Below are 13,158 nucleotides of genomic sequence, written 5' to 3' on the forward strand. Positions count from 1 at the left end.
TCATCACTTAGAAGGATACCAACGCTCAATCAAATCTTGCGAACGCTTGAGCTCATCTTTCCAGGTGTCTAAACCCACGACTGTTGGCTTAAGTAAAATAATCAATTCCGTTTTTTGCTTGGATTTACTGCGGTTAGTAAAGGCTTCGCCCAAAAATGGGATATCACCTAAAAATGGTACTTTCGATACAGTTTCGATGTTTTCACTCTTCATTAAACCACCAATCACCACCACATCGCCCGATGCAGCTCTAATGACTGTATCAGACTCGCGGATCTCACTTTGCGCTAATGGTAGCTCTAACGTCGAATCACTAATTTGAATAATTTTGGTTTGCTCTTGCACGTCAATAACCGACGGATGAACGTGTAATAGTACATTGCCATTTTCGTCAATTTGCGGCGTAACATCTAACGCAATCCCTGAGAAAAATGGTGTTAACTCAACTTCTGGCGTAGTCACTGTTGTGGTCGATGACACAGTAGTGGTCGACACATCAGTAACAAAATATTCGTCATTACCCACTTTAATCACCGCTTTTTGGTTGTTGGTCGCGGTCACTCGTGGGCTGGATAGCACATCAACATCACCTTGAGTGTCGAGCAAGCTAATCATGGTACTAAAATCTGTACCTGTAACGTTAAGTGAGGTTACACCACCGATCACTGAAGAAATGGTATCACTTAACCCCTGGCCAGCTGAGGTACTGAAATTAATATTGGTACTATCCACATGGCCTAATAAATTTTCCCACTGAATGCCTTGCTGATAACCATCAGACAAGGTCACTTCTATTATTTTGGCCTCTAAAATCACCTGGCGTTGCAAATGGCTTTCAGCTGTAGTCAAAAAAGCCCGAACTTGTCTTAACTCATTAGGAAAAGCGCGGATGGTCACTAAACCTGCTTGCGGAGTTACAACCACCTGGCGACCGCCACCTGTTTCACCAATAATTGACACTAATGTGGCTTGTAACTCACCCCAAAAGTCAGTTTTAGTAGTGGAGCGGATAAAGGTACCGTTGCTTTGTTCGTTACTGCCCGAGCTGCTGCTATTGCTGTTAGAACTGCTTGAACTGCTGTTGCTGTTACTATTACTACTTGAATTGTCATTATCATCTGAGATACGCCCTGAACTCACGGATGTTAACGATAAACCTTCACGCTGCATATACAGGTAGTTGAGTGGAAACGTTTCAGTGCGCATTCCTGATGGGAAGACCCGTAAAATACGCCCTTGGCGGCTCACTTCGTAACCGTAGATATCTTCTACAACTTGTAATGCTTCAGACAAAGTAACCGCTTTTAGTGATAGAGAAATAGTGCCTTGCACATCAGGATGCACTGCCACACTTAAAGGAGTGTCTTTCACTAAACTAGGGAAAAAGACGCGAGCATCGACATTATTTGCCGACACATCAAAGCGACGCTCGGCAGGAAGCGCTTTTGCAGAGGAAAGCACATTGCTACCATTTAACTCACGCTGCACTTCAGCAGGCATTGTGGCTGGCGGCGGAGTAACAGCAGCATTAGCTTGCGCTTGTTGCATTGACTCAGCTAATGCTGACTTAACCGTTTCAGGCTCAGGCCTATCTGTTGTTTGGCAAGCAACCAAACACAGCGACATCAGAGGGGTAACATATTTAATTACTTTCATTTTTATTCTTATCCTATCGCTCTGTTATCGACTGAAACAGCTGAAGTTTTCTGCCATCTGACAAGGTAACGCTGTCTTGGCCTATCGAGGTCACACGTAGCCCGACACCACTAATCGTGTCACCCACTGAGAGAATATTGTTATTAATCACCGCATATGCTCGCTGCCCATTAACGATACTGTTGAGCACCATTGTTTGCTGAGGAACGGCATTCGAGCTCACTGCAACATAACCCTGACTTGGCAAGGTTGGGTCTCGCAACGATTGTGCTTCTGCAGGGGAAGCAAACATCATTACACTACTGACCATCACAGCCAGAGCGTTAAGGCTAATTCTGTTTAGCAACACTGATAAAGTCCTTATTCACACTCAGTGTGTAAAGTTCTAATTGAACTAGCGCATTTGGATGTGTCTCAACACGATAATCCAAGCGCTTCCAATACAATTTGTCTGGCATATTTTCCACCGCTGAGACAAACGCTAAAATGGCAAAATAATCACCTTGTAAGCTCAACTTAATACCATGACTGTATAAATTAACGTTACTGTCTTCACCCATATTTAATAATGGCGTAGGTGTAATAGAGGCGAACGATTTAAGGGTTACACCTTTTACATTACCCAGTAAGTTGGCTAATACTGTCGGCATATAATCTGCTGGTACCATATCAACCATTTGTGCATCTAATTCAGCATCAATGGCTAACATCTGCTCATTCACTAACAATAAACGCTGCTGGTAATCTTTATTAGGATCTAACTGCAAGCGCTCTTCATATAAAGCAATTTGTTGACGTGATATATCGTTTTCTTGGCTTAAAGCAGTCAATTGTCTTTGCATCAACTGTTGCTGTTTCCAGAGTGATTCCAATGGTAAATACAACAACATGCCAATCACAACGATACTCGCAAGCGCAATTAAGACTCGCTCCCGCTGGCTGAGTTGATTAAATTTTTCTGACCAAGTTGCCCATTGTTGCTTCATTGTGAGGGCTCCTTATCAGCAGTTTGACTGGTTAATTTGAACATTAATGGTTGATCATTACCTCTGTCCATCGTCATCGCTGAAAAAGCATACCCCTTTAAAGTCGATGTGTTTTTTAGTCTATCAATCCATAACGGAATGCTTTGCGGGTTACGGCCATAGCCTTCAAACTCTATCCGCTGCGGGGCATTATCTTGCTGAGAAATACTGATATGACTAAGCCATACATTAGCATCAGCGACGGCGGCCAAATCAGTCAACATAGGCGAATAGCCCTGACTGATAAGGTTTTTGCGTTGACCTAGCTCATCTTTCAAGCGTATTTTTAAATCAAGGCGCTGCTCATCCAATTCAACTTGGGCAACTAGGGCTGAATCAGGTTTTCTCGCGGCGATTTGAGCTTCTAACTGTGTTTTTTGTGCCGTTAGCTGATTTTTATCATTACTCGCCTGCAGTTGAACTGTGTGTAACTGATTTTGCTGCCACCAACCGAAACCATAAAAGGCAATGCATACTCCAACAAGGAGCAACAATGTCAGCATTAGTCGCGTCAAGGTTAATCGCTGCTGTTGCGGCAATAAGTCGACAGTATATAAATTAACGCTGGTTTTTATCACGCATCACCTCGTGTTAATTCTTGTAATGCTAACTGAGCGAATAATCCACTCATACCATCATGGGTTTGTGCATGCACTTTTTGATTGAAGTTCGCCCCGACCAAGTTAGCCAGTGCACTGCTATCACCATCTGCGGCAATCGTAATAGACGTCACAGGCGCTTGACGGAGTTGGCTTTCGAAATAATCCATCGAACGTTGAATTTCAAGACTTAAGTTATCAGCTAAACCTTGTTGTAATTCGTCATAAGTTGCTGTGCTCAGCTGATTAAAACCCCGCACTCTGCGCTGCATTAACACTTCACCGGCTTTCACCACCATAAGTAAGAGCTCTTTTTGCGGTAAATGTGCAACTAACATATGAGCCATACTATCGTTAGGCAGCATATGCCGTAGCACTAACTCTTCTATGCTAATGCCTGCAACGGTTAAACTATTTGCTTTACAAGCAGAAGCAAGTTGCATGAGTAACTCACGGCTCGACACTACGACACTGAGTTTGGCGTTTGGAATAATGCTGGATTCAAAATAATCTAAATGAATATTGCCCACAGGCTCTGACACCATGTCTTTAATCGCCCAAATTAATGCCTGGGCAATTTCTGTTGAATCAACATTGGGTTTGTCAGCTTGTAAAAGTTGATAATGAGCATAGGACAAGACTAATTGCATTCGAACATGGCCAAATTGTACTTTTAACTGTTCAAAAGCTTGGTTCCAATTGTTTTTCACCACCGGAATTTGCGTAATGGTATTGGCAGATGTGCCTTTTTGAGCTTTACACACCCATAACGAACTGTCAGAGATAAAAACACCGACATCTCCGGTTATTTTGGATGATTTCCAAAAGGCTAATTTACTCAAAACACCACTTTTCATTACGCGTCCCATACTCACTAACGTGATAATTATTCTAGATTATTGGTTTACTATACGATGAAAAAACTCAATAAAACCCATTCTACCCCAAAAATCCTGAACATAACGATGACTAAAACAATATCTCATTAGTTGGTTAGTGTTGTCGCGCAATAGCTCATACTCAAATGATAAAAACTTCACCTCGAACACATTGTTAATGTTTTAATTTTGTTACATTAATAACAATATAGCATACCTAATTAAAGGCCAATGCAAAAGCGAAGATACTTTAATATTGAAGTATTGGACTTTTTAAAATTAGCTCTCAGTTATTTGATCTAAATATTCACCTTGTGCCGCACTTACGCCTAAAATTTTCAGCGTTTGCCACTCTTCAAAACATTCTACGCCCTCAGCTATCACCTTTACCTCTGCACGGTATAACCCACCAATTAAGCTTCGAATAAATAGCTGATTTTCAGAACGCTGATGCACCTGCCTGACAATAGAACGGTGTAATTTTACTAAATCAAAATGGTGCTCTTGGATATAGTGTGTCCCAACAACATGTTGGCCAACATGATCTACGGCTAATTTCGCCCCCATCTTTCTCAACATATCGAGTGACTTAATGAATGCAGGGTTACTTTGGTGTTTAACAATAATATCTTCTGACACCTCAAAAATGAGTCTTGAGGCCAGGGGCCTATGTTCAAGCAAGGTGGACTGTACCCAACGAACAAAAGCCCTGCTTACCAAAGTGTCCAGGCTCAAATTAATACAGTAAGTCGCATCGTTTTTAGGCATTAAACCAAACAATACTTGCTCTAATATTTGCCGTTCAATTTGTGGCATTAAGCCACATTTATTGGCCATTGGAATAAACAAAGTGGCGCGTACATCATTACCCTGATTATCACGAGCTCGACTAAAGACTTCATAATGTAAAATACGGTTATCACTGTCGACAACAGCTTGCTGCAGGGTAAAGAAACGTTTTGCCACCAATGCATTTTCAAGAAAACTGCGCCAACGCACAGAGCCCTTGGCAATTTCTTCATCGACAGCACCTTTATCATACATAAACCAATTGTTTACTCGTTGTAATTGTGCGGCACGAAGTGCCATTTCAGCCTCTTCGATGAGTTGAACCTGTAAGTCACCCGCTTTAAAAAATGCACTGCCTAAGTGCAAAAAGTTATCCGGATTGCCTAAACCATAAAAAGGTAATGCGAGGCAGGTTTTCAGTACCCGCTGAGCCAACTGGTCGGCTTCAGTAAGCGATAATTGAGGAATGACAATCACTAACTGTTGATAACTTCGACGGGCAAAAATACTGTCTTCGTATTGAGCTAATACTGCTGTTATGGCTTCTGTGGTTAAAGTAAACATGGCTTTAAGGCCACTTTCACCTAATTCCTCTTCAACTAAATCCATGTCGTCAAACTCAATCAACATCAATACCCCATGGGCAATCATTTTTTGATTATGGCTTAATGCATCTAAGCGATTTTGAAAAAAGATGCCATTCCCGATTTGAGTTTGTTTGTCTAAAAAGGTGTCTTTGCGAATAAATTGGTCTAAACGTCCGCGTTCTTTGTGAGCATCATCTAGATCGCTCAATAATTTACTAATCGCCCGATTGATCATTCGCGGCTTACCGTTTGTGGGCACTTGAGCCGCTTGAACTAAATCGCCCTCTAAAATCAGCTTACTGCGCAAAGCGAGCTGTTCAATACCATCAAGCTCACGTGAATACCAACCATACCCAAAACGTACAAAAATCCCTATTGCAGTAAAGCCAATGATAAGAATAATCAACTCATACCAACCAAGGTTATTTAAAGAAAACGGTGGCGGCATGGTAAGTGATAATCGTAAACCATTATCAAGCTGATTCTGATATAGCGTTAGGCTGTTTTTAGTAATTCTAAGATTGTCATGATGATATTCATATAATAATTTATCCCCCTGACTTAAGCTGAAATCAACGGCATTATAAGCAGACAATAATGGGGGTAACCAAGTAGATAGCGGGCTATTATCTTGCTGTTTACTGTGCGCAACTAGCATGGTTTCGAGTTCAGTGACTTTTTGTTGCTGAAAAGTATAGGTGAGCTGTATGAAACTCATGATAGCGCACAGAAGAAACACAAAAGCCACTGCCGCTAATGAAAGTAACCAAAAACTGGTGATTTTTTTTGTAAGGATCTTGGTAATTTTCATTTATCCGCTACCCTGCTGGATTTATTTTTATAAGGTGTAACGCAAATATAAAGACTAACGTCAATTTGCATCAGTATAGCGATTGTGCCATATAAATTCACTGAACGTTTAACCCACGCAGCAAAAAGGGGCTCTCGCCCCTTAGTTTATCGTCAGTACAGCTTAAAATTTAAATCTTATATTCACTCGGTAATGTAGTGATTTTAGCTACGCCAGAATCTATTGCTGCTTGCGACACTGCGCGGGCGACAATCGGAAGTAACCTCGGGTCCATCGGTTTTGGGAGCACATATTCTGCACCAAAGCCTAATGAGGACACTTTAGGGTAAGCCGCTAGTACTTCTGCAGGCACAGGCTCTTTTGCTAAATTAGCAATGGCATACACCGCCGCTAATTTCATTTCATCGTTAATCACAGCGGCACGTACATCTAATGCACCTCTGAAAATAAACGGAAAACACAATACGTTATTAACTTGATTAGGATAATCACTGCGCCCGGTTCCCATAATCAGGTCATTGCGGATGGCATGTGCTAATTCCGGTTTAATTTCAGGATCGGGATTTGAACACGCAAAAATCACTGGATTAGGCGCCATTAAGGCAATGTCTTCAGCCGCTAACAAATTTGCACCAGATAACCCCAAAAACACGTCTGCATCTTTAATCACATCTTGCAAAGTGCGCTTGTCTGTATTGTTGGCAAACAGCGCTTTGTATTCGTTTAAATCGTCACGTCGAGTATGGATCACCCCTTGCCTGTCGAGCATATACACGTTTTCGCGCAGTGCCCCACACTTAACAATCATGCTCATGCAGGCAATGGCCGCGGCCCCAGCACCTAAGCAAACAAATATCGCATCATCAATTTTTTTACCTTGGATTTCTAAAGCATTCAACATTCCAGCGGCGGTAACAATGGCTGTGCCATGTTGATCATCATGAAAAACAGGAATGCTGCAGCGCTTAATGAGTTCGTGTTCAATTTCAAAACACTCTGGTGCTTTAATATCTTCTAAGTTGATTCCGCCAAACGTGTCAGCTATCGACTCAACAGTATTAATAAAATCTTCAGTGGTGCGATGTTTCACTTCAATATCAATAGAATCAATATTGGCAAAACGCTTAAATAAAAGCGACTTACCTTCCATAACGGGCTTTGAAGCTAATGGACCTAAATTACCAAGGCCTAAAATAGCAGTGCCGTTAGTAATCACCGCGACAGTGTTGCCTTTATTAGTATAACGATAGGCATTTTCAGGGTCTGAAGCAATTTCGCGCACGGGTTCTGCCACACCTGGGCTATATGCCAAAGCAAGGTCGTGACTCGATTGGGCTGGTTTGGTGAGGCACACCGCCGTTTTACCTGGTACTGGGAATTCATGATAATCGAGAGCTTGTTGACGAATATCTGACATTGTATACATCCTGAAATGCGCTATTTAGTATCATTAAAATTGTGACTAGCATTAAGAACACATTGATTATGCTAATCATCGAAAGTGTTGTAACGATACGCTATTACAGTGTCGATAGAAATCAAAAACTGAGTGATAGGATGTGTTGACCGCCTCAAACAAGCTTAGGTTTTGTTAATCAAACTAAACCAACATGAATATATATAAATCAAAGAGTTAAAAATGTAGGAAAATAACAAGATTTATGAGGATAAACCGTTTTAACAGGCGTTTATTGTTATTTATTTTGCTTAAATAACAATAAAAAGAGTTTTAGGTGTTTTTGCATTGTTTACAGCTTAAAAATAAGTTTCCATTACAGCACAATGTCATTATGCGAACGCTAAAAACAAAAAAGGCGCCAAAGGCGCCTTTATAAAGTTAATTGCAGGGCAATTACTTCTTAGCAAGCACGCTGAAACGCTTGTTGAACTTGTCAATACGACCACCAGTATCAACAATTTTCTGAGTACCAGTGTAGAACGGGTGACATGCGCCACATACGTCTAAGTGCAAGTTTTTACCAGCAGTAGAGTTTACTTTAATGATGTTACCACAAGTACAAGTTGCAGTGATTTCAGCGTAATTTGGGTGAATACCAGTTTTCATTTGGAGTACCTTAAATTGAAGGCCATGTCGCCATCACAACCCGAAGTTGGACACCACATGAAGTTAATAACAATATGTTTTAGGCGCGAGATAATACAGTGTCTGACAAGCCCAGACAAGTAGAATTTATAAACGCTCAAGCTTTAGTAAATTAAGATCGCCTCTGCTTACGCTCAAGAGCTTCATAAGTCAGCTGATCTTTAGCAGCGTTTTGGTATTGTTGTAACGCCTTGTTTGATGGGCAGTCTAAGCTGCTGTCAGCCATTAATAGGTAAATTTTCTGTTTGAAAAATGCATTGGGGTTGGCATGGTATAACGCTAACATTGCACCATACACATTGGTGTTTAGCTGTTGATGATTGCGCACTGCAACACGCCATAAATTGTCGTCTGGGCGCTTATCAATTGAGCATTGCTGTACACTTTGATGTTCTAACGCATCGACTTTTACAACGTCAGTCACATCGGTAATATCAATACGATTACCCGTAGTAACATCAGCGTCTATCTTAGTATGATCGACAGAAACGGCAATTGCGTTAACGTGTATAGGTTGTGGTGCTTTTTTAGGAACTGCACGTTTTGACGCTTGGGCTATCGCGCTAGTTTGACCTTGCTGACTAGCAACCAAGTCATCAAATGTCGCCCTATCAGCATCTACATTTTGATACTTCACTAATATATTGGCTGACGGGCAACGCAATGAGCTGTCTAGCTGTAACAGACTAATTTTGCCTTGGTAAAACGCTTGTGGGTTTGCTTCATACAGAGCCAACATTGCACCATATATATTAGAGCCCCACTGTTTGCGGTATCTCACTGCGATTTTCCATAAAGAGTCATTCGGTTGCTTAAGTATATTGCAACCTTCTAATAACTCTTGGGTTGCAGCCAAAACAGGTGTTTTAGCCACAACGCGAGTTATTTCAGCAACCTGAGGGGCAGACGAAGATAATGAAGTGGGTAACTTCATTTTTTTAATAGCAACAGGCTGATGACTACTGGTTTGTGATAGTTGATTAAACAATGGCACTGGAGAATATTGCTGCCATTTAGCATTGCGATACTCAGAGACAATCAATGCTGAATCGGGGTCACGCAGTTGTTCTTTACCCGACAAAGTAAACACATCGTTCCCTTGGCGTTCAACATCAAGCTTTTCTAATACAATATTATCTTGGTAAATTTGACGTAAATAGAACGTCAACCGCGACAAATCATGATGCTCAGTCACAACATTAACGGTTAATCTGGGTAATTGACCTTGTTCAAAGGCGGCTGTATCAATACTAATATGACTGACTTCTGCAATCACTGTTGGATTATAACCCACAGCGAGTAATGCCATTATGGCTAGCACCTTTACGCCTTTCATCAAATCAATCCCTTACTTCAAACGGCTTAAAAACAACGTGACTAACGTTGTAAATTCACTTAATACAGTGTTTATTGTTGTTTATCACTATCGAGATAATATTATTGAATTATTTGCACATTGACTTATTTTTGCTTAAATAACCTGTATTAACGCAAACAACTATATAAATTAACACCCACGGCTGCAACCAATTACTGACCAATAAGAGTAATTACTCAACACTTTGTTTACCTTAATCACAGTTACACATTAAATAAGCTATCTCGCAGCATGTTTAGCTTCTATCACTTCAAATACTTTTTTATCGACAGCTTTATTATCATATTGAGCCAATATTTCTGTCGACGGGCATGCTAATACTGCATCTTTAAGCAATAAATGAATTCTTTGTTTAGAAAAAGACAGCATATTCGCTTCAAAAATAGCTAACATTGCACCGTAAACACTGGTATTCCATTGATCTTTATAGCGATCAGCTATGCGCCATAGGGTATCTGAATTATCTTTTATAATCTGGCAATTATCTGGCTTTCTGGGCTGTAAAACAGCTTCGCTAACGCTATTTGTTTCAACCTCTTTTGCCGTACTGCGTTTAATCGTGCTTAGCGCGACTTGATTCCCGTCAGATACGACTTGCTCTGAAGTTTCAGCTAAAGGCGCGTCCGTAACCTTTAATGGCTGAGCCTCAATAAATGCAGCGCTTTTAAATGAAAGTGGCGCATCAAACAATGCTAGTACAGCTAATAACACCGCTTTGCTTTGCTGGTTCTCAGTAATCACTAACTGCGCATTACTGTCTGTCACTGGCACTTTGCCATCAAGTTGCACTAAAAAACGATTAATCGGCTGTATCGATAACCTTTGTTGCTGCATGTCACCATCAACTTTCTGCCGTAAATAAAAACTAAGCTGTGACCAATCATCATTTTGCGCGACTAGATTCACTTTTAATAACGGCTGCTGACTCAACTCGGACTGACGGCTATTAATGCTGACATGATTTACTTGCGCCAACGCTTGTTGAGCATTAACACATAATCCTAAGACGAAGAATAAGACCATATAAAGTCTTTTACGCATAACACTTGCCCTATATCTTTGATGACACTTAGAGGTAAACTGATCCACAATCCCTAATAGAATTGAAAAATGTGAAACCCTATGCCCGTGTTTGTTGAAGTCGCCTTACCAGTCCCATTACGCCAAAACTTTAGTTATCGTGTAAAAGACGAACAGCAAACAGCACTGCAAATTGGTTTGCGAGTTAAAGTGCCTTTTGGGCGCCAGCAACTCATTGGGTTAATCACTGCAATCACCGACACTTGTGATTTAGCTCCGCAACAAATTAAATCTGTTACAACCGTTTTAGATGATGCCCCATTACTGCCCGACTCGCTATATAAATTAACGCTTTGGGCGGCGAGATATTACTTTACCTCGCAAGGCCAAATGCTCAGTCAAGCCCTACCCGTCGCCTTACGTAAAGGGCTAGATGCTACACCACAGGCGATGGTTGAATATCATTTAAGCGAACAAGGTCGTCAATCTGATTCAAGTGTACTTAAGCGCGCCCCTGCACAAAAAAAACTGTTTGATTTATTACTTGAAAATCCATTAACTCAAGACGAATTCACGACCCAAGCATTAAGTAAATCTGCGCTAAAAGCATTGCAAGATAAGCAATGGATAGAACAAAGAAGTGCGGTCATTACTCACGACTTAAGCTGGCGTCAACGGTTAATCATGAACGAGTCGCCACACAAATTAAATAAGCAACAAGCCGTCGCTGTTTCTGTTCTCACGCAGCAACAAGGGTTCCACTGTACCTTGCTAGAAGGTATTACGGGATCAGGTAAAACCGAAGTCTATTTAACCTTGCTTGAAACCATTTTAAAAAAAGGAAAACAGGCACTTATTCTTGTTCCCGAAATCGGTTTAACCCCGCAAACCATTAATCGCTTTAAACGTCGGTTTGAAGTAAAAGTGGCGGTGATTCATTCAGGATTAACCGACAATCAACGACTCGAAGCCTGGCGACAAGCACGCGTGGGTGAAGCGGCCATTATTATTGGTACTCGTTCCGCGTTGTTCACCCCGATGGCATTTCCTGGTCTCATCATTTTAGACGAAGAACACGACAGCAGCTTTAAACAACAAGAAGGTGTGCGCTACCACGCCCGAGATCTAGCCGTAATGCGTGGTCATTTAGAAGATATTCAAGTGGTTCTTGGTTCTGCTACACCATCACTTGAAACCTTACAAAATGCGTTGTCTGGGCGTTATCATCACCTTGAGTTAAGCGAACGCGCGGGAGCGGCGCAAAAAGTGAAGCAAGGCATTATCGACATTACCTCACAGCCATTAAAAGCCGGTATGTCAGCATCACTCATTAACGAGATGCGCATGCATCTTGATGCCGGCAACCAAGTGTTATTATTTTTAAACCGTCGCGGGTTTGCACCAGCGTTGCTGTGCCACGAATGCGGTCATTTGCATGAATGCGATCGCTGCGATGCCTTTTTTACCGTGCATCAAGGTTTAAACGAAATTTGCTGCCATCACTGCGGTAATCAATATGCTATCCCCAAACAATGCCACGAATGCGGTAGTACCATGTTAATGGGACACGGTTTAGGTACCGAACAACTCGAACAGGAGTTAATTAAACTGTTTCCTAAACATCCAGTTGTGCGTATCGACCGCGACACAACTCGGCGCAAAGGCTCCCTTGAACAACAGTTACAAGGGATTTACATGGGTAAATATAAAATTCTGGTTGGCACACAAATGCTGGCTAAAGGGCATCACTTTCCCGATGTTACTTTAGTGGGCTTATTGGATGTTGACGGCGCGTTATTCAGTGCAGACTTTCGTGCGCCTGAGCGTTTTGGTCAGCTATACACTCAAGTATCAGGCCGTGCTGGGCGCGCAGACAAACCAGGTAAAGTGCTATTGCAAACCCACCAAAGTGACAACCCTATTTTACGCGATTTGCTGCAACGGGGTTATGGCGAATTTGCCCGAAGTCAGCTAACAGAGCGCCAACAAGCATTATTGCCGCCAGCATGGCACATGGTATTGATTCGTGCAGAAGCACATTTAGCCCAAGACGCCGATGCCTTTTTAGCCCAAATAAGCCAACTCATCCCCCAAGATAAAGAACTTGAGGTCATTGGCCCTATACCTGCACCATTAGACCGTAAAGCCGGAAAATATCGACGCCAATTAATGTTACAAGCCAAAAGCCGTCATCGATTACAAAGTGTATTTGAGCATGTATTGGCTCAAATGGAACAATTACCAGAAGGTAAACGCTGCCGCTGGACCATAGATAGAGATCCGCAGGATTTAATGTAATTTGACTTAATCA

11 protein-coding genes are annotated in these 13,158 nt (G+C 41.6%); 1 reads left to right on the plus strand and 10 read right to left on the minus strand.

Annotated elements, in window-relative coordinates:
- Positions 1-3 precede the first annotated feature (3 nt).
- From mshL to IEY40_RS12120, 10 genes are all read right to left on the minus strand, one after another.
- On the minus strand, positions 4-1,656 hold the full coding sequence (gene mshL / locus IEY40_RS12075; protein WP_188956470.1) for a pilus (MSHA type) biogenesis protein MshL: 1,653 nt from the start codon (positions 1,654-1,656) through the stop codon (positions 4-6).
- Between the two features lie 13 nt (positions 1,657-1,669).
- On the minus strand, positions 1,670-1,966 hold the full coding sequence (locus IEY40_RS12080; protein ID WP_283108012.1) for an MSHA biogenesis protein MshK: 297 nt from the start codon (positions 1,964-1,966) through the stop codon (positions 1,670-1,672).
- A gap of 19 nt (positions 1,967-1,985) precedes the next feature.
- Positions 1,986-2,642: an MSHA biogenesis protein MshJ gene (locus tag IEY40_RS12085; RefSeq protein ID WP_188956472.1), complete on the minus strand. Its 657-nt coding sequence runs from the start codon at positions 2,640-2,642 to the stop codon at positions 1,986-1,988.
- Positions 2,639-3,259 carry a PilN domain-containing protein gene (locus tag IEY40_RS12090; RefSeq protein ID WP_188956474.1) on the minus strand — a complete coding sequence of 207 codons (621 nt, stop codon included), beginning with the start codon at positions 3,257-3,259 and terminating at the stop codon, positions 2,639-2,641. Before IEY40_RS12090 ends, IEY40_RS12085 begins: the two co-directional genes overlap by 4 nt.
- Complete coding sequence (locus tag IEY40_RS12095; RefSeq protein ID WP_229777091.1) at positions 3,256-4,137, minus strand: biogenesis protein MshI; 882 nt, start codon at positions 4,135-4,137, stop codon at positions 3,256-3,258. Before IEY40_RS12095 ends, IEY40_RS12090 begins: the two co-directional genes overlap by 4 nt.
- 300 nt (positions 4,138-4,437) lie before the next feature.
- Positions 4,438-6,345, minus strand: a complete 1,908-nt coding sequence (csrD, locus tag IEY40_RS12100) for an RNase E specificity factor CsrD (protein ID WP_188956478.1) — start codon at positions 6,343-6,345, stop codon at positions 4,438-4,440.
- A 169-nt stretch (positions 6,346-6,514) separates the two neighbouring features.
- Complete coding sequence (locus tag IEY40_RS12105) at positions 6,515-7,762, minus strand: malic enzyme-like NAD(P)-binding protein (RefSeq protein ID WP_188956480.1); 1,248 nt, start codon at positions 7,760-7,762, stop codon at positions 6,515-6,517.
- A gap of 435 nt (positions 7,763-8,197) precedes the next feature.
- The gene (gene rpmE / locus IEY40_RS12110; RefSeq protein ID WP_188956489.1) at positions 8,198-8,410 is read right to left on the minus strand and encodes a 50S ribosomal protein L31; all 213 of its coding nucleotides are present in this window, start codon (positions 8,408-8,410) and stop codon (positions 8,198-8,200) included.
- A gap of 151 nt (positions 8,411-8,561) precedes the next feature.
- The gene (locus tag IEY40_RS12115) at positions 8,562-9,785 is read right to left on the minus strand and encodes a FimV/HubP family polar landmark protein (RefSeq protein WP_188956491.1); all 1,224 of its coding nucleotides are present in this window, start codon (positions 9,783-9,785) and stop codon (positions 8,562-8,564) included.
- Between the two features lie 261 nt (positions 9,786-10,046).
- A complete protein-coding gene (locus tag IEY40_RS12120) occupies positions 10,047-10,868 on the minus strand; it encodes a FimV/HubP family polar landmark protein (protein WP_188956493.1) in 822 nt (273 codons plus the stop codon).
- An 81-nt stretch (positions 10,869-10,949) separates the two neighbouring features.
- Here IEY40_RS12120 and priA point away from each other — a divergent pair, with 81 nt between their 5' ends.
- The gene (gene priA, locus IEY40_RS12125; protein ID WP_188956495.1) at positions 10,950-13,145 is read left to right on the plus strand and encodes a primosomal protein N'; all 2,196 of its coding nucleotides are present in this window, start codon (positions 10,950-10,952) and stop codon (positions 13,143-13,145) included.
- Positions 13,146-13,158 lie beyond the last annotated feature (13 nt).

Origin of the sequence: Shewanella ulleungensis (assembly GCF_014648315.1) — a bacterium.
In the GTDB taxonomy this organism is placed as follows: Bacteria; Pseudomonadota; Gammaproteobacteria; order Enterobacterales; family Shewanellaceae; genus Shewanella; species Shewanella ulleungensis.

Excerpts from the sequence above, each read along its gene's own strand:
- mshL (WP_188956470.1), bottom strand. The coding sequence starts at position 1,656 with ATGAAAGTAATTAAATATGTTACCCCTCTGATGTCGCTGTGTTTGGTT.
- IEY40_RS12080 (WP_283108012.1), bottom strand. The coding sequence starts at position 1,966 with ATGGTCAGTAGTGTAATGATGTTTGCTTCCCCTGCAGAAGCACAATCG.
- IEY40_RS12085 (WP_188956472.1), bottom strand. The coding sequence starts at position 2,642 with ATGAAGCAACAATGGGCAACTTGGTCAGAAAAATTTAATCAACTCAGC.
- IEY40_RS12095 (WP_229777091.1), bottom strand. The coding sequence starts at position 4,137 with ATGAAAAGTGGTGTTTTGAGTAAATTAGCCTTTTGGAAATCATCCAAA.
- csrD (WP_188956478.1), bottom strand. The coding sequence starts at position 6,345 with ATGAAAATTACCAAGATCCTTACAAAAAAAATCACCAGTTTTTGGTTA.
- IEY40_RS12105 (WP_188956480.1), bottom strand. The coding sequence starts at position 7,762 with ATGTCAGATATTCGTCAACAAGCTCTCGATTATCATGAATTCCCAGTA.
- rpmE (WP_188956489.1), bottom strand. The coding sequence starts at position 8,410 with ATGAAAACTGGTATTCACCCAAATTACGCTGAAATCACTGCAACTTGT.
- IEY40_RS12115 (WP_188956491.1), bottom strand. The coding sequence starts at position 9,785 with ATGAAAGGCGTAAAGGTGCTAGCCATAATGGCATTACTCGCTGTGGGT.
- IEY40_RS12120 (WP_188956493.1), bottom strand. The coding sequence starts at position 10,868 with ATGCGTAAAAGACTTTATATGGTCTTATTCTTCGTCTTAGGATTATGT.
- priA (WP_188956495.1), top strand. The coding sequence starts at position 10,950 with ATGCCCGTGTTTGTTGAAGTCGCCTTACCAGTCCCATTACGCCAAAAC.